Below are 18448 nucleotides of genomic sequence, written 5' to 3' on the forward strand. Positions count from 1 at the left end.
CGACCCAGCGCGTCGGTTCGCCATGACCGTCACCGCTTGGCGGCACGCCCAACCCACCACGGAGAACGTATCCATGACTACACCTCCACAAAACCAGCCCGGACACGTCGAACCGGGTGGAGCCTCGCGCAGCGACGGTCGCGCCGACCGCAGCGAGCTCAGGGATTCCGCCCAAAATCTTGCCGGCCAGGCCAAAACCGAAGGCAAAGCCCGGATCGACGACATGCGCGGCACCGCCGCCGACAAGCTCGACAAGCTTGCCGACAGCGCCCAGGCGGCCGCCTCGGAGCTAAAACAGGACGATGTCGGACACCTGTCCGACTATGTATCGAGTTTCGCCGACGGCATGACCCGCTTCTCCCGCAGCATGCGCGAGAAAAGTGGCGACGAGATCGTGCAGGAAGTCGGCCAGCTCGCGCGCCAGCATCCGGCGATGTTCATCACCGGCAGCATCGCGATCGGTTTTGGCCTAGCCCGGTTCGCTCGCGCTTCGCAGCCATCCCCGGCCCAGTCCACCGCGATGCAGGACAGCACCGGCTTCTCCGCCTCGAGCGGCTACTCGTCCTCGAGCGCCTCGGCGAGCGGTAGCGGTGCCTCCGATTTTTCCGGCGGTTCAGCCAGCAGCTATCCCGGCTCCACCGGCCAGACCGGCACCGGCTCCAAAAGCGATGACGACCACCCCTACTCCGGCAGCGGCCCATCGGGCTCCTCGCCGGGCACCCCAGGAGGGATCCACTGATGAACGCGCAACCCGACATGAACAGACCGCAGGACCCGCAAGCCGGGGCCCGCGCGCAAGCCGGCAACGGCCACGCCCAGACCGGCAACGGCCACGGCCAGACCAGTGCCGGCGATCCCTCCTTCGGCGTCCTGCTCAGGGAACTGGCCCACGAAGTGCCGGCCCTGCTGACCAAGGAAGCCGCCCTGGCCAAGAGCGAAATGCGTGAAAACCTTCGCGCCACCAAGGAGGGCGTCGCTGCGGTATCCACCGGTGGAGCGGTGGTACTGGGCGGCTTCATCGTGCTGCTGATGGCGGCGGTGTACGCGTTGAGCAACGTGATGGCGCCGTGGCTGGCGGCGTTGCTGGTCGGCGCTGCGGTGACCGTGGTCGGCATGATCATGGTCTCGGCCGGCCGCAAGAAATTCCAGGCGGAGTCGCTCCGGCCCGACCACACCATGAGCTCCCTGCACAAAGACCGGGACGCCGTCCGCGGGAGGACCCAATGAACACTCGAGACAGTATTCGCACGCAATCGCAGAAAGACCCCGCCCAACTCGAACGCGAGCTCGACCGGCAGCGCGACCACATCGGCGAGCTGATCGAGGCGCTGGAGCACAAGATGTCGCCGGGCCAGATGTTCGAGCGGGCGCTGAGCTACGGCAAGGGCGGTGGCCGCGAGTTCGCCAGCAATCTCAGCGATACCGTCCGGGCCAATCCGGTACCGACCCTGCTGACCGCGGCCGGCCTGGCGTGGCTCTACGCCGGCCAGGGCAAGCGGCCGGCCGATCGTTACGGCACCACCGAGACCACCGGGCACGTCACCGGCAGCCAGCACAAGTCGCATGTCGGCGAGCGCGTGGGCGAGATGCGCGCGGGCATGTCCGAGAAGGTCGGCTCGGCCCGGCATCGCATCGGCGAATCCGCCCATGGCGCGATGGATTCGGCCCGACACCAGGCCCAGCGGGCGAGCGCCGGCTATCGGGACATGCTCGACAACAACCCGATGGCACTTGGAGCGATCGGCATCGCCGTGGGCGCGCTGATGGGCGCCATGCTGCCTTCCACCCGCAAGGAAGACCAGCTGATGGGCGAGGCCAGCGATCACCTCACCGAAGAAGCCAGGCACAAGGCCCGCAGCGGCATGGACCAAGCCGTCCAGGCGGGGCGCGAGGCGACCGACCCGGCCGCGCACGACGGCGGGCAGCATCGCGGCAGCCAGAGCGAAACCCAGCCGCCGGGCCTGGGCAATAGCCCGACCAGCGGCCTGAGCCAGCTCTAACCGCCTGCCTGTCAAGGCATGTCTGGTCGCGGCGTAGCGGCCAACCGGGACCCGCTCCATCTCCGGGCGGGACCCGGCGCTGGTCGGCCTCAGAACAGCGCCAGATAAGCGAAGACCAAAGCTGCGATCGATGCGGCCGAGGCCACCAGCACCACCACCCCGTCGCGCACCATCAGCCCGAGGCCCAGCAGCCCGATCGCGGCGAACGGTGCGCTGCTGGCAAAAGGCATCAGCTCCAGCGGCGGCACCGTCGCCGCCAGCAGGATGCACAGCAGTGCCGAAATGTGGATGAACGGCTCCCGGGCCGCCCAGCGCATCCGCGGGTGCACGCGCTTGTCCACCCAGCGCGCAGCCCGTAGAACATGTTTCATCGCCTTCTCGACCCGCTCGCCACTGGCAGAGCGCTGGTGCAGGAAGGCCGGCAGCCAGAAGTGCCGGCGGCCAAACAGCAGTTGCAGTGCACTCAGCACCACGATCAGCGCCAGCGAGGTCGGCAGGCCCGGGATCGCGCCGATCGGTGAGAGCTCGATGATCGCCGGCACCAGCAGGAAGGGGCCAAACCCGCGCTCGCCGAGCGCATGCTGGATATCCTGCACCGACACCTGCGCTTGCGACTGGCCCAGCTCGATCAGGCCGTGGACGACCTGCGTCAACCCGTTTTCTCCGGCGTCGTGGGGGCGGTCGTCGGCTTCAGCCATCGTGTCGTCTGCCTCGGAGTGAATAATCGCGTCGGTATCGGCACCGGGGTGCCGCTCGATCCGGCAACCGCCCGCACACAATGGCCGGATGCGGCTCCCGCGCGCGTGAAGCGCGTCTTCCGCAAGAACCGCTTTGTCTCGGCTGCAGCACGCGTACGGGGTTGCGCGGCGATTGTCGGCCCGCGGCGATTGCCAACCGATGGCGCTGCCTCGATGGATGCACGGCGCCATGACGGCCCATGGTGTGGAATGTAAGCGCCACCGCTGCCGGGCCGGCACCGCGCCGCTCCCACAGGCAGCGGCAAGCCTATTGGCGGACCTTCCAAAACCTTTCGCGGCACTTTTCGAAGAACAGGGGGAACTACATGCAAGCCAGGGTCGAACCGCCCGCTCCGCGAGGTTTTTCCTGAATGACCACCCGGCTGCAATGGCTGTCGCTGCAGATCGTGCGGCGGCTCTGGTTCCGCGCCACGGCGTTCTCGGTCATGGCCGTGGTGACGGCGCTGCTGGCGGCGTTCGTGACGCCCTACATCCCCGCCGATATTCCCGCCAAGATCGGCTCCGATGCCGTCGACGCGCTGCTGGGCATCATCGCCGCGAGCATGCTGTCGGTGACGATCTTCTCGCTGAGCACGCTGGTGTCGGCGTACGCCTCCGCCACCAGCCACGCCACCCCGCGCGCGACCCGGCTGCTGAGCGAGGACAACACCGCGCAGAACGCATTGGCGACCTTCGTCGGCTCGTTCCTGTTCAGCCTGGTCGGGATCATCGCCCTGCAGACCGGCCTCTACGGTGAACGCGGCCGGGTGGTGCTGTACGTGGTCACGCTGGTGGTGATCGCGCTGATCGTGGCCACGCTGTTGCGCTGGATCGACCACGTTTCCAAGCTCGGCCGCGTCGGTGAGACCACCGATCGCGTCGAAAAAGCGGCGGCACGCGCGCTGCGCCACCGCCACGAGCGCCCGTACCTGGGCGGGCAGCCGCTCACCGACCCGCGCAGCCGCCCGGACGACGCGGTCGCCATCTGCGCCGACCGCTACGGCTACGTCGCGCACATCGACATGTCCGCCCTGCACGAGATCGCCGGCGACGGCCCGGCGCGTATCTTCGTGGATGCTTTGCCGGGCAGCTATGTCGACACCTCGCGTGCATTGGCCTGGCTGCACGGCCGGCATACCGACGAGGCCGCCGCGGCGATCCGCGAGGCCTTCACCGTGGGGGAGGTGCGCTCGTTCGACCAGGACCCGCGGTTCGGCGCCGCGGTGCTGACCGAAATCGCCTCGCACGCGCTGTCACCCACGCTCAACGACGCCGGCACCGCGATCGACGTGCTCGGGCGCGCCACGCGGCTGCTGGCGATCTGGGCGGAGCCGCCACCGCAGGACGCCGGCGACATCCGCTATCCGCGCATCCATGTCCCGCCGATCCTGCTGGAGGACCTGTTCGACGACGTATTCACCCCGATCGCGCGCGATGGCGCCGGGAGCGTCGAGATCGGCATCCGCCTGCAGAAGATGCTGCGCGTGCTGGCGGGCCTCGGCCCGGTCTACCGCACGGCGGCACGACACCATTCAACACTGGCCCTGGCACGCGCCGAAGCGGCACTGAGCCTGGAGGACGACCGCCGACGCGTGCGCGAGGCCGCCGACCAGGTCCAGGCCGAACCCCGCGACCAGACCCGCGCCGGTCTGTCGTAGGCCGGGCTGAAGCCTGTAGGAGCGCCCCATGGGCGCGACCGCCATCCATCCGACCGGCGCGCCCGCTCCCCGCAGAGGCTCGCGGGCATGGCCCGCTCCTACAAAAGCCGGGTCCTGCATCACCCGTAGAGCCGAGCTTGCTCGGCTGCCCCCGATCGCCGCGGCAAAGCAGCCGAGGAAGCGCGGCTCTAGGCACGCCCCCTGTAGGAGCGCCCCATGGGCGCGACCGCCAACCTGGCCGCAGAAAAGCAGGACTTGCGACAGACCTGCGTCAATCCCGCTCGTCGGCTTCCTCGCGCCCCTGCTGGCGGATGATGGCTTCCTCGCGCGCGTCGCGGATCGACCACTCCACCGCCCTGACGTCGGCACGGCGCTCATCGAACACGAACCGCCCGGTCAAGGCGGTGTCCGGCTGCAGTTCGCCCTTCTCGTACAGCGCCCACATCTCCTCGCCGAAGTGGGTGGTGTCGAGTTCCGGCGCGAAGCGGGCGAGGCTGTCGCGCAGGTTGTGCACGTCGCGCAGCAGCATCGCGCGGGCGGCGTTGTTGCCCGCGGCGCTGACCACCTGCGGGAAGTCGATGATCACCGGGCCCTCCGGCGCGACCAGCACGTTGTACTCCGACAGGTCGCCGTGGATCAGCCCCAGGCACAGCATCCGCACCACGTCGCGCACCAGCCGCTCATGGAACGAACGCGCCAGCTCCGGGGTGAGGTCCACCTCGGCCAGCCGCACGGCGCTGTGGCCCTCGGCATCGGTGACCAGGTCCATCAGCAGCACGCCGTGGAAGTAACCATGCGGCCGCGGCACGCAGACCCCGGCGTCTGCCAGCTGGTAGAGCGCGTCGACCTCGGTGTTCTTCCAGGCGGTTTCCTGCTCGCGGCGGCCAAACTTGCTGGCCTTGCCGATCGCGCGCGCCTGGCGGCTGCCGCGCACCTTGCGGCCCTCCTGGTACTGCACCCGCGCCTGGAAGCTGCGCTGCCCCATGTCCTTGTAGACCTTGGCGCACAACACCTCCTCGCCGCGGCGCACCACGTACACCGAGGCCTCCTTGCCGCTCTTGAGCGGCCGCACGACGCCGTCGATCACGCCGTCCTCGACCAGCGGTTGCAGGTCCCTGGGGGTTTTCATCGATTCAACGGCACCGGCAGCGAAAGCTCATCGCGGCATTATGGGCCATGCACCGCGCCATGACAGGACGGCGCACCCGGTCGTTGCGGCGGCGACGTGTGTTGCCGGGCTATTGCCGCAGCGCCCGGTTCCGCCCCGCCTGCTTGGCCGCGTACATGGCGCGGTCGGCACGCGCCACCGTTTCGGTCACAGTCTCGCCCGGGCGATGCTCGGTCACCCCGGCCGAGAACGTCAGCGGGACGCCGTCCTCCAGCGGCAGCACGCGGATCTCTGCGAGCAGGCGTTCGACGCTTTCCTGGGCCTCCGGCGCCTGGGTGTCGGGCAGCAACAGCAGGAACTCCTCGCCACCCCAGCGCGCGATGACGTCGCCCGCGCGCAACGCCGCACTGGCCCCGCGCGCGAACTTGCGCAGCACCTCGTCGCCCCCGCCATGTCCGTGCCGGTCATTGACAAACTTGAAGTGGTCGAGATCGATCAACGCGATGCTGAACGGGTGCCCGAGGCGCTGGAAACGGCTCTGCTCCTGTGTCAGGCGCTCCTGCATGTGCCGGCGGTTGGCGAGCGCGGTCAGCTCGTCATGGGTCGCGAGCCGCTGCACCTCGGCGAGGGCCGCAGTCAACCGGGTGCGCTGCGAACGCAGCCGGCTGCGCAGCGACGACAGCCGAGCCGCCACCAGCGAGATCGCCGGCAGCAGGATCAAGATCATCATCACGTTGGTCAGGTCGATCCGCAGTTCGGCGTTGTCGAGCGACCAGGTGCCGGTGCCTGGTCGTGTCGCGTGCAGCGCCGCCGCCACCGCGATAAGGCTGGTCAGGGCGAATACCGTCAGCCACAGGATCCGGCGCCAGCTCAGCGAGAACGCCCCGAAGGTGAAGATCAGCAACAACGGCAGCAGCGTCACGCTGCGGGCCGGCCCGCAGATCACGTAACCCCACTCCACCGCGACCACGCCCAGCACGATCTGCGCGGCGGTGAGGGCCGGATCGTTCAGGCGCTCGCTCCATCCGCTGCGCAGCGCGACATAGACCGCCAGCTGCGCAACCACCAGGAACCCGCTCCAGGCGATGAAGCTGGCCGCGTAAACCCAGCCCTGGCGAGAGCCGACCCACAGCACGGCGGCGCTGCCGAGATACACCAGCACCGAGGTCAGCCACTGGGTGAGGCGGATCCGGCGCCGCGGATCGTCGCTCAGTACGGCATCGGCCAGATGGCGGGCGGCGGCATGGCGCGGCCGGTCCGCTGCGGCCCCGGGCCCGGTGTCGGCCTCGGGCAGCTCGACCGTATCACCCCGGGCCGCACCGCGCCCCGGCGGCAGCGGCATCATGTTTCCCAATCGGCCCCCTTCATTCTGCGGCAGCACATGTCCGGTCACGGTGCGCACGGCGTTCGATTCTATACGCTCTGGTTGCCGGCTCGGATGCCGACGGTCTGAATGCAGGCAGCCCGATCGGTTTAGCGGCGGGGACGGGCGATACTTGAGGGCTGCTCTACGTGGCCTGCCGGCCTTTGTAGGAGCGGCCCATGGCCGCGAGCTCTTCGCGCAGGTCGCGGAACCAACCGGTCCGATGCAGAAGGACCCCTGCGGCGCGATTGCGATTCGCCGGGCTCGGGGCGAAAAGCATCGTGGCCATGGGCCGCTCCTACGGGGGTCGGCGACGCTGTCCGTAGAGCCGAGCCTGCTCGGCTTCGTGCGGTGCAGCGGAGCAAGCTCCGCTCTACGCAGCCCACCGAGCCTTTCCTAGGAGCGGCCCATGGCCGCGAGCTCTTCGTTAGATCGCAAACAGCCCGGCCCGATGCAGCAGGACCCCAGCGGCGCGACTGCGGTTCGCCGGGCTCGGGTCGAAAGGCATCGCGGCCATGGCCGCTCCTACACGGGCGACGACGCGCGCCCGTAGAGCCGAGCTTGCTCGGCTTCTTGCGGTGCAGCGGAGCACGGCCGACGCCACGCGGTGGTGCGGCACGTTTGGAGCTGTCCGCGTCGGTATGTCACTGTCGCCAATCCCCCCCCTGTCCCGAGCCCCGCCGTGGACTACCAGCAGATCCTCGAACAGATCCACGCCGAGATCGTGCCCACGCTGCCGCAGGGGCGCATCGCCGACTACATCCCGCAGCTGGCGCATGTGAACCAGCGCAGCTTCGGCATGGCGGTGTGCGATACCCAGGGGCGCTTCGCCAGCGTCGGCGATGCCGACGAGCGGTTCTCCATCCAGAGCATTTCCAAGGTATTCACCCTAACCCTGGCGATGCAGCGCGAGGGCGAGCGGCTGTGGCAGCGCGTCGGCCGCGAGCCGTCGGGCACCTCGTTCAACTCGCTGGTGCAGCTGGAGTTCGAGCTCGGCATCCCGCGTAACCCGTTCATCAATGCCGGTGCGCTGGTGGTGACCGATGTCGTGCTCTCGCACCTGGGCGATGCCAAGGCCGCGCTGCGCGATTTCGCACGCCGGCTCAGCGGGGCCGCGGACGTGGACTACGACTATTCGGTGGCGGCCTCGGAGGCCCGGCTCGGCTATCGCAATTCCGCGCTGGCGAATTTCCTCAAGAGTTTCGGCAACCTGGAAAACCATCCCGAAGCCGTGCTCGATGCTTATTTCCACCACTGTGCACTGGCGATGAGTTGCGGCGAGCTGTCGCGCGCCTTCATGTACCTGGCGCGGCACGGCAGCAACTCCGACGGTGCGGTGATCACGCCGGGCCAGACCAAATACATCAACTCGCTGATGCTGACCTGCGGCACCTACGATGCGGTCGGCGACTTCGCCTATCGGGTCGGCCTGCCCGGCAAGAGCGGCGTCGGCGGTGGCATCGTCGCGGTCATGCCCGGCATGTTCAGCGTGTGCGTCTGGGCACCGGGGCTCAACGCCAGCGGCAATTCGCTTGCCGGCACCCGTGCGCTGGAGCGGTTCGCCACGTTGACCGGGCAGTCGATCTTCTGAACCCGGCTCTGACGTCGCGATGCTGAAGCCCCGCCAACGAAACACCCGGCCTTGTGCCTGAACGCGCGCGGCTTGACCGTCCTGTCACGCCGCCGGCAGTAGATTCCCATCGTCGGAGCAACAAGCTAGCGGGCTAAGGTCCGAGGCGAACCGCTTCGACACGGAAGGCTCAGCCGGCGAAGTGCTTCATTTTCGCCACTGGGCCTTCTCTATTTTTGCGCGCCTGTCGCGGCGGATGGCGCGCGTATCTCATCCCGCGTCACTCCCCGCATGTCTGATGTGTCTTCGGCACCCGGCCATGAGCTGGTGTTCGTGACCCTGCGCCGACATCGGTTTGCCCATGATCGCGGCATCGCCACGGCGCATCGCTGCAGCGGAGGACGCAACCATGAATTCCAGAACCGTCGTGATCACCGGTGCCTCCAGCGGCTTCGGCCGCGGCACCGCGCTGAGGCTCGTCGCGCAGGGCTACAACCTGGTGCTCTCCGCCCGCCGCGGCCACCTGCTGGAGCAACTGGCGCACGAGTGCGGCAACGCCATCGCGGTCACCACCGATGTCGCCGACCCCCACGACGTCGACAAACTGGCCAAGGCGGCGCTGGCGAAGTTCAACCGCATCGACGTGTGGATCAACAACGCCGGCGTGGCCGCGATTGGACGCTTCGAGGACATCCCGCTGCGCGACCACCAGCGCGTACTGCAGACCAACCTGGGCGGCACGATCAACGGCAGCCACGTCGCCATGCGGCACTTCCGGCGGAGGCAGTCGGGCACGCTGATCAACATCGCCTCGATGCTCGGCCGCACGCCGTCTCCGTACTACGCGACTTACTGCGCGACCAAGTACGGCGTACTGGGATTGTCCGAGTCGTTGCGCCAGGAGCTGCGTGCCAACGGCGCGCGCGACATCCACGTCTGCACCATCCTGCCGATGGCAGCCGACACGCCGTTCTACGAACACGCCGCCAACTACACCGGACACAGCCTGCGACCGTATCCGATCACCGATGCCGAACAGGTGATCGATGCCATCGTCGACACGGTGGAGATTCCGCGCGACGAAGTCACCGTCGGGCTGCCCGCCACTGCCGCGGTGCTGTCGGAGCGGCTGGCGCCGTGGCTTACCCGGAGCGTGACCGGGGTGATGGCGCACCAGTTGCAGATGCACGACGCGCCCGCCGCGTCGCACGCGAAGGGCAACCTGCACGCGCCACTGGAGATCGGCACCGGCGTGCATGGCATCATCCGCACGCGGATGGCGGCCGAGCAGCGCGCGCCGCGGTAAGGCGTAAGGTGTCTCGCGCTCCTGTGCAAGAGCCGCGTCGGGCGAGTCAGCCCGGAGCGCAGCAGCGAGACCGATTCACCGGCGCCCCATTTCGACCTCGGCGCGATGCGGCCCCCCGCGCAGGCCTCGATTTCCAGGTGTCGATCACAAAGCGAGAACCCGGTCGGGGCACGGTTCTTGCAAACAAGGGACAATTGCCATGGCAGCCCGCAGCGTCCGCGGGTCGCGCCGTGTCCGCACCACGCCCGTTTTCCGCGTCCGCTGCCATCGCCAGAGCCCATCCGAATGCCGCTCTCCCGCCTACTCCTCTTCCTGCTGCTGCTTGGCCCGGCCTGGCAGGGCGCCGCCACGCCGGCGCCTCGTCCCCACGGTGCGGGCGAGGCCGTGGACGACGGTTTTCCGGCACCGGCCGTGGACATCGCCACCCTGCTGACCGATTCCGACGACGACACCGTGCCGGACCAGCTCGGCGAGCGCGCGCGTGTCCGGGGCGTGGTGACCATCTCGCCGCGGACGCTGAGCAGCACCCATTTCAGCGCCTTGGTCCAGGACGACAGCGCCGGCATCGTGCTGTTCTCGCATGACCTGAGCATGCCGCTGTCGCAGGGCGACCGCGTCGAGGCCCGCGGTGTGGTCGGGCAGTTCCAGGGCGCGGTGCAGCTGCAGGAGGTCGAGGTCCACCGCGTCGGCCGCGCGCCGCTGCCCGAGCCGGTGCCCATCAGTGCCCGGCGCGCCTACGGCTGGAGCCACATGGGACAGCGGGTGCGCGTCGAAGGCCGCTCCGGCGGCGTCAGCCTGAACTCCTTTGGAACGATGCAGGTCACCGGTGACGATGGCATCGAGCTGACCCTGTATTTCCCCGAGAGCGCGGTGCGCGACTTCGACTGGGAGCATTACCCGCGCGGCACGCAGGTCGCAGCAACCGGCGTGGTCTCCATCTACAAGCGCACCTGGCCCTACGATGGCGGCTTCCAGTTGATCGTGACCGACCCCGGCGATCTTGCCGTGCTGGCGCCCCCGTCACCGCAATGGCACGGATGGGCGCTGTGGACGGCGCTTCCGGTCGCCGCCCTGCTGGCCCTCGCGCTGCTGATGTTCCTTCTGGCCCAGCGCCGCCAGAAGACGCGTCGGCACGAGCTGGCGACGTTGACCGCGCTGTCGACCGCCATCGGCGTGCCGGACCTGGACCGCGAGCAGCTGGCACGCCGCGCCTGCGACATCCTGACCGCCTACGGCATCGCCGAGGCGGCGCTGGTGCATGTCTTCGACGGGCGAGGGGGCCTTCAACGGCTCGCCGCGTCCTCGGCCGATCCGGCGCGCGCCATCAACTTCGACCTTGGCGCGCTGCTGCAGGCCAGCGACCCCGGCGCGGTCGCCAGTGCACCCAGCCTGGAGCACCGGCGCCTGATCGACCAGAGCCTGTCGACCCAGGGACTGACCCTGCTGGCGGTGCATCCGCTGCCGTCGCTGTCGGGCACCCAGGGGTTCTTTGCCGCGCTGTCCTCGCGCAATCGCCGGCCCAGCGCGATGCAGGACCGGACCCTGCTCTCGGCGGTGAAGCTGCTGGCGCTGGCGCTGGAGAACAGCGAGATCCGCCAGCGCGCCCGCGCCGAACAGCAGGAGCTGCACCAGCTGGCGATGACCGACGAACTCACCGAGCTCTACAACCGTCGCTTCCTCGACGAGTACCTGCGCGTGCAGCTGCCGTTGACCAAGCGTCGCGGCGGTCACATGGCGTTCCTGGCAATCGACATCGATTGCTTCAAGCCGGTCAACGACACCTGGGGCCACGAAGTCGGCGACCGCGTGCTGGCGCGGGTGGCGGCGGAGATCCGCCACTGCACTCGCAGCGGCGACCTGGCGGTGCGGATGGGTGGCGAAGAATTCCTCATCGTGCTGGCCGATGCCGACGTGGATGACGCCACGGTCTTTGCCGAGCGCCTGCGTGAGCTGATCCAGGAGAAGCGGTTCGAAGACGTGGTCCCCGGGACCGCATTGCAGGTCACCGTCTCCATCGGGGTCGCGGTATTCGGGGTGCACGGCGAGAGTGCCGCCGCCCTGTTGCGCGCCAGCGACGCCGCGATGTACCTGTCCAAGCGCAGCGGCCGCAACCGCACCACGCTTGCCGATGACAGCCGGCGGGACGCACCCGCCAGCGCGTGAGTCGCCGCGCCGGCCGGGCTCAACAGCGGTGCCGGCGGCGGATTCGTAGAGCGGAGCTTGCTCCGCTGCGATGTCCGCGGCGGAGGAGCGAGCCGAGCAAGCTCGGCTCGCGATTGCGGGAGCCAGCCGAGCAAGCTCGGCTCTACGCAGGCTTCAACACGAGCCGGCGCTGCGGGCTGCCCTCTTACTCGCGCTTGAGCAGCGACTTCAGGTTGGAGAACGGATTGCCGGTCGCCGCCGCGGGCCGGTCCTCGGCATCCAGCGCGCTGCCGCCGGTGTAGTCGCTATAGCGGGAGTGCTCGTTGTCGTGGCAGTACACGCACAGCAACTCCCAGTTGCTGCCGTCGGGCGGATTGAAGTCGTGGTCGTGATTGCGGTGGTGCACCGTCAGCTCCCGCAGGTTGGCGCGGGTGAACTCGCGCGCGCAGCGACCGCAGATCCACGGGTACATTTTGAGCGCGCGCTCGCGATAGCCCTTGTCGCGCTGCTCGGCGTCGCGCCGGGCCTGCGCGACGATGCGATCGAGCGCTTCGCTGCCCTGGGTGGGTTTGCCGCCCGACATGGGTGTATCCGCCGCTTTGATGTCCGGAGGCGACTTTATCGCACATCCCGCGGCGCTCGCCGATCAGCCCGCTGATGGCTCAGTCGCGACCGGCGCGATCCCGCGGGAGGGCGGTCGCGACTCACGTCGCTCCTACAAAAAAATGCGGGTCCAAAAGGACGGGGCAGGATGCTTGCGCGGTGGCGATGATTTCGGCCAGCAGGCGGTGCAGGTCGTCGCGGTGGCCGGACCGGGCCGAGGCGCTGTTTTCATCCGAGGTCATGGCGACGGTCAGGCCCAGCGACGGCACGATATAGAGCATCTGCCCGCCATAGCCCCAGGCATAGCGCACCGGGTGGCCGCCGATGCGCCGCGCGAACCAGCCGTAGCCATAGCCGTCGCCGGTGAACCGCGAGCGGGTGCGCGGCAGCCAGGACTGCTTGATCCATTGCGGTGAGACCAGTTGCGTCCCGTCGGCCGTCTTGCCGCCATTGCGGTACAACTCGCCGAAGGCCAGCAGCGATCGTGCGCTCATTGCCATCTGGTTGCCGCCGAAATGAATTCCCTGCGGGTCACGGTCCCAGGCCTCGATCGAGAAGTGCTCCAGCGGGCCCAGCCAGTCGCGCGCCAGTGCCAGCGTCGAGCGGCCGGTTTCACGCGCCAGGATCGCCGAGAGCAGGTGGGTCGAACCGGTGGAGTACAGCATCCGGCCGCCGGGCTGATCGACGAACGGACGGCCCAGCGCGTCCCGCACCCAGTTCGGGCTCGCCACCCAGCTGCCATAGTTGGGGCCGGAGGTGCGCTCCAGCCCGGCCTGCATCGACAGCAGGTGACCGATGGTGATGGCGTGCAACCGCGGATCGGGATCATCGGGCAGCTCACCCTGCAGCAACGGCGCGATCTTCTGTTCCGGCCCGTTCAGTACACCCTTGTCGATGGCGATGCCCACCAGCGCAGAGATGACCGACTTGGAGGCCGACTTGATGTTGTCCGCGCCGGTCACCGAGTGGCCGCGGTAGCCCCGCTCGGCGACGATCCGTCCATTGCGCGCGACGATCACGGCTTTGAGCGGTTCGATGCGTGCGGCGTCATCGAGAAGCTGCGCAATGGATGCGGCGGCCGGTGCCGGTGCCGTCGCCATTGCCTGCTGCGCAGGCGCAAGCGGCATGCCCAGCAGCAGCACGATGGCAACAGCGAACGAGCAGCCCGTCATGCCGGCAACGCTACGCCGCATGTGCGCAGCAGTCAGTGAAGCGGCGGCCCTCGCGGCATACGGCACCGTGCGCGACCGGTAGAGCGGAGCTTGCTCCGCTGCACCCGCACGATCAATGCGAGACCTGCCGGCGCAGCCGAGCAAACTCGGATCTATCAGAGCCGCGCGATACCGTAGGAGCACCCCATGGGCGCGATACGCACGCTGGCACGGTCACAATCGCGGGCATGGCCCGCTCCTACCGAGCAGAGTGGCGCAATGCCGTAGGAGCGCCCCATGGGCGCGATACGCGCGATGGCGCGGTCACGATCGCGGGCATGGCCCGCTCCTACAGAGCAGAGCCGCGGGATACCGTAGAGCGCACGCCGGAGAAGCCCGCGCCGGTGGCGGGCTTCCGGACCGATGCGGGCCTGGATCAACGCTGCCCTTGCAGCTCCTTCGCCTTGGCCAGGTGGTCGGCCACGACCTGGCGGGTCCTGGTCAGATGGCTCGTGACCGCCTCGTTGTCGGCCGCCTGCATCAGCTCGTTGTCGATCTTCGCCAGGGCATCGGTGTGGCCCTTAACCATGGCGTCGAGATAACCGCGTTCGAATGCCTCGCCTTCCAGTGCGGCCAACGGTGCCAGCATCTCGGCGCCCTTCTTGGACAGGGCACTCACCTCGGACGTGATCACCGGGGTGACCCCGGCCTGCTGGCCAGTTTGCAGGGTCTGGCTGATGTTCATGCCGTGCTCCTGGTGGAGCGTGTTCGCGTACTCCATCACCGGCGGGCTCAGATTCTTCTTCTTGGCCTGCATGGCCGCCTTGATTTCGTTGATGTCGATCATCGCGACGGCGGCCAGAGCCATCGCATCGCCCGACGCGTTGCCTTCCACTTCGGCGGCGCGCAGCGGCGAACCCGGCATCACCGGCTCGTCGCTGAACTTCGCCGCGTCCGGGCTGAGCGGGTCGAACTGCAGCTCCTGGGTATAGGCCGGACGCTCGCCCATCATCTCCTGCTTGACGATCTCACCGAAGGCCTGGCGCGCTTCGGCGACGGTCTTGGCGCCGGTCACGATGTCGTGGTCGAGATTGAGGGTCAGGATGTTGTGGTTTTCCAGGTCGCAGCGCGCCGACAACTCGCCGGTGGTGCGATTGATGGTGCTGCTGCCGTCGAACACCAGCAGGTCGCCTAGTTTGTCCTCCGGCACCATGTAGGAAATCGTGTGCTCCATGTAATCCACGTGCGGCAGCGGGAAGTCGTGCGGCGTCTCCAGGTTCATCACCTCGATCCGCTTGAACGGGCCGGCTTCATGCCAGACCAGCATCATTCCCGACGCCTCCTGCGGTGGGCCGTATTTCGCCATCATCTGCTGCGCCCCCAGCCGCGGATGCGCGGCCCAGCCGGCGATGATGCGATCGACCGTGCCACGCTCGATCGCACCGCGCGCGCCAGGCGCAGCGGCGGGCCGCTGGGCGGCGGGTTGTTGGGCGGCGGGCTTGGCGCTGGGCTGCTGGGCGGGAGGCTGCTGGGCGGGAGGCTGCTGGGCCTGGGCCGCGGCAAAGCCGCTGGCGGCAAGGCCCACGGCGGCCGCGATGCTCGCAGCCAGTACTGACAAACGGGTGGAGCTGTTCATGGGATTCTCCAGGGAAGGCGGGCGGGATTGGCAACGGCAGCCCCCCGCCCCGCTCGACCTGCTCCGGAGAACAACCCTGCGGTACTGCCGCGCCAGCACCGTAGCGCGCATGCGGTCAATGGCCGGTGAGCGCTGCCGCGGGCGGTCCCCCAGCACGCAGAGCTCGCACGCGGCTTGGCCGCGCCTGCGGCCGTGCTCAGCGCAGTTGACTGTCCTTGCTGCCGCGGCGGTTGTAGCCTTTGCCGGCGTCCTGTTCCCGGTCCTGCGCCTCCTGGCAGGCAACGCACATCCGTACGCCCGGCACGGCCTGGCGCCGCGCTTCCGGAATGGCCTCGTCGCATTCCTCGCAGTGGCTCAGCGCGGGACCCTGGCGCAGCTTGCTGCGCGCGCGCTCGATCGCGTCCTTGACGGTCGCGTCGATCTGGTCCTGTACGGCGCCATCGCCTGCCCAGCCGGTGGCCATGGGAGTCTCCGAATTGCGAGTCGCGACAAGGATACCGGGGTGCAAGTGAATGCCGCAGCTACGGAGTCGCTTCGCCCAGGCCGCAGGACTTCTCCCCTTCCAGGTCTCGATCAGCGCCTCGATCATGCTGATCTCGCGACGCTGCGGCCCAACCTGTCGTAAGACGCACCTGCCCACCACCGGGGACGTCCGCAGCGCGCCGGCTGATGCGCCCGCTAGGCTTCCGGCGCCGGCCCAGGTGGCGCCGGTGCGTGGGAGTTGCGCTGCACCCGCACCGGAATCGACTTGGCCGCCGGCACGTGGCTGTCGATCGCGTGGTGCGCGGCCGGCAGCAGCCGGTTGCACTCGGGGTAATAGGCGCCGACGCAGCCTTGCGGAATGTCGTAGGGCACCACGCGCAGGCCGCCGATCTCGCGGTGCACGTCGTCGTCCACGTCCGTCACCAGGCCGACCTGCTCGCCCGCCTGCAGCCCCAGCGCCTGGATGTCGGCGGTGTTCATCAGCACCACCCGCCGCGTGCCTTCCACGCCGCGGAAGCGGTCGCGGTAGCCGTACACGGTGGTGTTGAACTGATCGTTGCTGCGCAGGGTCATGAGCCGCAGCCGCCCTTCGGCATCGTCGAAGCCGGTAGCGGTCAGCACCTCGGGCACGTGGAACTCGGCCTTGCCGCTCTCGGTCTTCCAGCGCCGTCCCCGCGCCGCGTTCGGCCGGGGAAATCCACCGGGCTCGCACATCCGCTGGTTGAAGTCGGCGAACTGCTCCGGGTACGTCGCCTCGATCGCATCGCGCACGCGGCCGTAGTCGCCCACCCACTCCTGCCACGGCACCTGCGCGCGCGGCTCCAGGGTCGCCTGCGCGATGCCCGCCACGATCGCCGGCTCGGCCAGCTGCTGGGCGCTGTTGGGATCATGGGTGCCGAAGGAGGCATGGATGCAGGCGGTGCTGTCTTCCATGGTGACGTGCTGGTCGCCGCTGGCCTGGGTGTCGCGCTGCAGGCGTCCCAGGCACGGCAACAGCAACGCGACCTCGCCGCAGACCAGGTGGCTGCGGTTGAGCTTGGTCGCGACCTGCACGGTCAGGCGCAGCCGGCGCCAGCGCTGCTCCAGCAATTCGGTCTCCGGCGCGGCGCGCACGAAGTTGCCGCCCAGCCCGACAAAGCCGCGGACCGAGCCATCGATGACGCCCTCCACGGTGCCGACGGTATCCAGGCCCTTGTTGCGCGGCGGCTCGAAGTCGTACTGCTCGGCCAACCGGTCCAGCGGCACCAGCTCGGGCTTCTCGCTGATGCCGACGGTGCGCTGTCCCTGCACGTTGGAATGGCCGCGTATCGGGCACATGCCGGCGCCCTTGCGGCCGACATTGCCGCGCAGCAGCATCAGGTTGCAGGCCATGCGCACGTTGTCAACGCCGTGGCGGTGCTGGGTCAGGCCCATGCCGTAGATGAAGATCGTCGCCTTCGCCTGCGCGTAAACCGCAGCCGCGGCCTCCATCTGCAGCTGCGTCAGCCCGGACTGATGCTCCAGGCTGTCCCAGCCGCTGGCGCGCACCGACGCGGCGAACTCGTCGAAACCCTTGGTGTGCTGCTGGATGAAATCCACGTCGAGCACCCGCGGTTCGCCGGCCGCCTGCGCCGCGTCGTCGGCCTCCAGCAGCGCCTTGCACAGACCCTGCATCGCAGCCAGGTCACCACCGGCCTTCACCTGGTAATAGTGGGTGCTGATCCGGGTCGACTGCCCGGTCACCATCGCGACCGGCTCCTGCGGGTTGGTGAAGCGCTCCCAGCCGCGTTCGTGCAGCGGGTTGAAGGTCATAATCGGCGCGCCCCGGCGGCTGGCCTCCTGCAGCGGGTGCAGCATGCGCGGGCTGTTGCTGCCGACGTTCTGGCCGAATGACAGGATGCAGTCGGTGTGCTCGAAATCCTCCAGCAGCACCGTGCCCACCGATACGCCGATGCTGCGCGGCAGCCCGACCGAGGTGCTCTCGTGGCACATGTTGGAGCTGTCGGGCAGGTTGTTGTTGCCGTACAGGCGCGCCATCAGCGCGTACATGTAGGAGGTCTCCAGCGATGCGCGCCCGGAGGTGTAGAACACCACGCTTTCGGGCTCCAGTGCCTTGAGCTCGCGCCCGATCATCGCGAACGCCTCGTCCCAGGCGACCGGCACGTAGTGGTCGCTGCCGGCGTCGTAGCGCATCGGCTCGGTCAGCCGGCCGCGGCGCTCCAGGTCGTGATCGGCCCATTGCAGCAGCTCGCTCACCGTGTACCGCGCGAAGAAGTCGGCGCCCACGCAGCCCTGGTCCAGCTCCCACATCGTGGCCTTGGCGCCGTTCTCGCAGAACTCGAACACGTGCGGGTCGTCGGGCTTGGCCCAGGCGCAACTCACGCACATGAAACCGTCGGCCTTGTTCTGCCGTGTCAGCTGGCGCATGCCCTCGATCGTCGGCATGTGCTCGCCGGTGGTGTGCCGGAGCAACGAGTGCACCGATCCCCAGCCACCGGACGGATGGTTGTACGGCTCGAACGAGGGGGAGGTCGCCATGGCTGCCTGGCCGCAAGGCCTTGCGCGAGGGAGCCTCGTGTATAGGCGAGGGCAAGACAAGCCGGGGTGAAGCCGGTTCTGCCTCGCCTGCGGCCGCACCTGCTGTCTCGCCTGGTGGCGCATCGCGCCGCGCTTTAAACCCTCCGCCCCCGCGGAGCGTCCCAGTTGCCAGGT

Annotated in this window: 16 protein-coding genes; 7 read left to right on the forward strand and 9 right to left on the reverse strand. The window is 68.8% G+C overall.

Annotation, left to right across the window (positions count from 1 at the left end; all coding sequences use genetic code 11):
- The first annotated feature begins 73 nt into the window (after positions 1-73).
- The 3 genes from ACJQWM_RS03050 to ACJQWM_RS03060 are packed head-to-tail and all read left to right on the forward strand — an operon-like array spanning position 74 to position 2000.
- Entirely contained in the window at positions 74-739 is a 666-nt protein-coding gene (locus tag ACJQWM_RS03050; RefSeq protein WP_332702044.1) for a hypothetical protein, read from the forward strand.
- The gene (locus ACJQWM_RS03055) at positions 739-1227 is read left to right on the forward strand and encodes a phage holin family protein (protein WP_332702042.1); all 489 of its coding nucleotides are present in this window, start codon (positions 739-741) and stop codon (positions 1225-1227) included. Before ACJQWM_RS03050 ends, ACJQWM_RS03055 begins: the two co-directional genes overlap by 1 nt.
- Positions 1224-2000, forward strand: a complete 777-nt coding sequence (locus ACJQWM_RS03060) for a DUF3618 domain-containing protein (RefSeq protein WP_332702040.1) — start codon at positions 1224-1226, stop codon at positions 1998-2000. The genes ACJQWM_RS03055 and ACJQWM_RS03060 overlap by 4 nt, the downstream gene beginning before the upstream one ends.
- Before the next feature lie 89 nt (positions 2001-2089).
- Here ACJQWM_RS03060 and ACJQWM_RS03065 read toward each other — a convergent pair whose 3' ends face one another.
- Positions 2090-2929: an exopolysaccharide biosynthesis protein gene (locus ACJQWM_RS03065; RefSeq protein ID WP_411306663.1), complete on the reverse strand. Its 840-nt coding sequence runs from the start codon at positions 2927-2929 to the stop codon at positions 2090-2092.
- 179 nt (positions 2930-3108) lie between these two features.
- Between ACJQWM_RS03065 and ACJQWM_RS03070 the strand changes: the two genes are divergently transcribed.
- A complete protein-coding gene (locus ACJQWM_RS03070) occupies positions 3109-4395 on the forward strand; it encodes a DUF2254 domain-containing protein (protein ID WP_332702036.1) in 1287 nt (428 codons plus the stop codon).
- Positions 4396-4666: 271 nt separating this feature from the next.
- Here the strand turns inward: ACJQWM_RS03070 and ACJQWM_RS03075 are convergent, their stop codons facing one another.
- From ACJQWM_RS03075 to ACJQWM_RS03085, 3 genes are all read right to left on the reverse strand, one after another.
- The gene (locus tag ACJQWM_RS03075; protein ID WP_332702033.1) at positions 4667-5524 is read right to left on the reverse strand and encodes a PA4780 family RIO1-like protein kinase; all 858 of its coding nucleotides are present in this window, start codon (positions 5522-5524) and stop codon (positions 4667-4669) included.
- A 109-nt stretch (positions 5525-5633) separates the two neighbouring features.
- Positions 5634-6848 carry a GGDEF domain-containing protein gene (locus ACJQWM_RS03080; RefSeq protein ID WP_332702031.1) on the reverse strand — a complete coding sequence of 405 codons (1215 nt, stop codon included), beginning with the start codon at positions 6846-6848 and terminating at the stop codon, positions 5634-5636.
- 163 nt (positions 6849-7011) lie between these two features.
- On the reverse strand, positions 7012-7155 hold the full coding sequence (locus ACJQWM_RS03085) for a hypothetical protein (RefSeq protein ID WP_332702029.1): 144 nt from the start codon (positions 7153-7155) through the stop codon (positions 7012-7014).
- Between the two features lie 393 nt (positions 7156-7548).
- Between ACJQWM_RS03085 and ACJQWM_RS03090 the strand changes: the two genes are divergently transcribed.
- The 3 genes from ACJQWM_RS03090 to ACJQWM_RS03100 all read left to right on the forward strand — a co-directional run bounded on the left by ACJQWM_RS03090 (position 7549) and on the right by ACJQWM_RS03100 (position 11905).
- A complete protein-coding gene (locus tag ACJQWM_RS03090; protein WP_332702027.1) occupies positions 7549-8457 on the forward strand; it encodes a glutaminase in 909 nt (302 codons plus the stop codon).
- 388 nt (positions 8458-8845) lie between these two features.
- Positions 8846-9742, forward strand: a complete 897-nt coding sequence (locus ACJQWM_RS03095; protein WP_332702025.1) for an SDR family NAD(P)-dependent oxidoreductase — start codon at positions 8846-8848, stop codon at positions 9740-9742.
- A 285-nt stretch (positions 9743-10027) separates the two neighbouring features.
- Positions 10028-11905 carry a diguanylate cyclase gene (locus ACJQWM_RS03100; protein ID WP_332702023.1) on the forward strand — a complete coding sequence of 626 codons (1878 nt, stop codon included), beginning with the start codon at positions 10028-10030 and terminating at the stop codon, positions 11903-11905.
- Positions 11906-12089: 184 nt separating this feature from the next.
- Here the strand turns inward: ACJQWM_RS03100 and ACJQWM_RS03105 are convergent, their stop codons facing one another.
- From ACJQWM_RS03105 to ACJQWM_RS03125, 5 genes are all read right to left on the reverse strand, one after another.
- Positions 12090-12467 carry a YajD family HNH nuclease gene (locus ACJQWM_RS03105; RefSeq protein WP_332702021.1) on the reverse strand — a complete coding sequence of 126 codons (378 nt, stop codon included), beginning with the start codon at positions 12465-12467 and terminating at the stop codon, positions 12090-12092.
- A gap of 121 nt (positions 12468-12588) precedes the next feature.
- Positions 12589-13659: a serine hydrolase domain-containing protein gene (locus ACJQWM_RS03110; protein ID WP_332702019.1), complete on the reverse strand. Its 1071-nt coding sequence runs from the start codon at positions 13657-13659 to the stop codon at positions 12589-12591.
- A gap of 415 nt (positions 13660-14074) precedes the next feature.
- Positions 14075-15385, reverse strand: coding sequence for a DUF4142 domain-containing protein (locus ACJQWM_RS03115; RefSeq protein ID WP_332702017.1), 1311 nt, complete (start codon positions 15383-15385; stop codon positions 14075-14077).
- 85 nt (positions 15386-15470) lie between these two features.
- Positions 15471-15737, reverse strand: a complete 267-nt coding sequence (locus tag ACJQWM_RS03120) for a DksA/TraR family C4-type zinc finger protein (RefSeq protein ID WP_330970453.1) — start codon at positions 15735-15737, stop codon at positions 15471-15473.
- A 215-nt stretch (positions 15738-15952) separates the two neighbouring features.
- Positions 15953-18274 carry an FdhF/YdeP family oxidoreductase gene (locus tag ACJQWM_RS03125; RefSeq protein WP_332702013.1) on the reverse strand — a complete coding sequence of 774 codons (2322 nt, stop codon included), beginning with the start codon at positions 18272-18274 and terminating at the stop codon, positions 15953-15955.
- Positions 18275-18448: the final 174 nt, after the last annotated feature.

The sequence above is a fragment of the Novilysobacter longmucuonensis genome, from assembly GCF_046600735.1.
Taxonomy (GTDB): domain Bacteria; phylum Pseudomonadota; class Gammaproteobacteria; order Xanthomonadales; family Xanthomonadaceae; genus Novilysobacter_A; species Novilysobacter_A longmucuonensis.

Bases quoted from the DNA above. Each gene is read 5' to 3' on its own strand.
- ACJQWM_RS03125 (WP_332702013.1), bottom strand. From the start codon at position 18,274: ATGGCGACCTCCCCCTCGTTCGAGCCGTACAACCATCCGTCCGGTGGC.
- ACJQWM_RS03105 (WP_332702021.1), bottom strand. From the start codon at position 12,467: ATGTCGGGCGGCAAACCCACCCAGGGCAGCGAAGCGCTCGATCGCATC.
- ACJQWM_RS03065 (WP_411306663.1), bottom strand. From the start codon at position 2,929: ATGGCGCCGTGCATCCATCGAGGCAGCGCCATCGGTTGGCAATCGCCG.
- ACJQWM_RS03055 (WP_332702042.1), top strand. From the start codon at position 739: ATGAACGCGCAACCCGACATGAACAGACCGCAGGACCCGCAAGCCGGG.
- ACJQWM_RS03060 (WP_332702040.1), top strand. From the start codon at position 1,224: ATGAACACTCGAGACAGTATTCGCACGCAATCGCAGAAAGACCCCGCC.
- ACJQWM_RS03115 (WP_332702017.1), bottom strand. From the start codon at position 15,385: ATGCGCGCTACGGTGCTGGCGCGGCAGTACCGCAGGGTTGTTCTCCGG.
- ACJQWM_RS03080 (WP_332702031.1), bottom strand. From the start codon at position 6,848: ATGATGCCGCTGCCGCCGGGGCGCGGTGCGGCCCGGGGTGATACGGTC.
- ACJQWM_RS03100 (WP_332702023.1), top strand. From the start codon at position 10,028: ATGCCGCTCTCCCGCCTACTCCTCTTCCTGCTGCTGCTTGGCCCGGCC.
- ACJQWM_RS03070 (WP_332702036.1), top strand. From the start codon at position 3,109: ATGACCACCCGGCTGCAATGGCTGTCGCTGCAGATCGTGCGGCGGCTC.
- ACJQWM_RS03085 (WP_332702029.1), bottom strand. From the start codon at position 7,155: ATGGCCACGATGCTTTTCGCCCCGAGCCCGGCGAATCGCAATCGCGCC.
- ACJQWM_RS03095 (WP_332702025.1), top strand. From the start codon at position 8,846: ATGAATTCCAGAACCGTCGTGATCACCGGTGCCTCCAGCGGCTTCGGC.
- ACJQWM_RS03120 (WP_330970453.1), bottom strand. From the start codon at position 15,737: ATGGCCACCGGCTGGGCAGGCGATGGCGCCGTACAGGACCAGATCGAC.
- ACJQWM_RS03110 (WP_332702019.1), bottom strand. From the start codon at position 13,659: ATGACGGGCTGCTCGTTCGCTGTTGCCATCGTGCTGCTGCTGGGCATG.
- ACJQWM_RS03075 (WP_332702033.1), bottom strand. From the start codon at position 5,524: ATGAAAACCCCCAGGGACCTGCAACCGCTGGTCGAGGACGGCGTGATC.
- ACJQWM_RS03050 (WP_332702044.1), top strand. From the start codon at position 74: ATGACTACACCTCCACAAAACCAGCCCGGACACGTCGAACCGGGTGGA.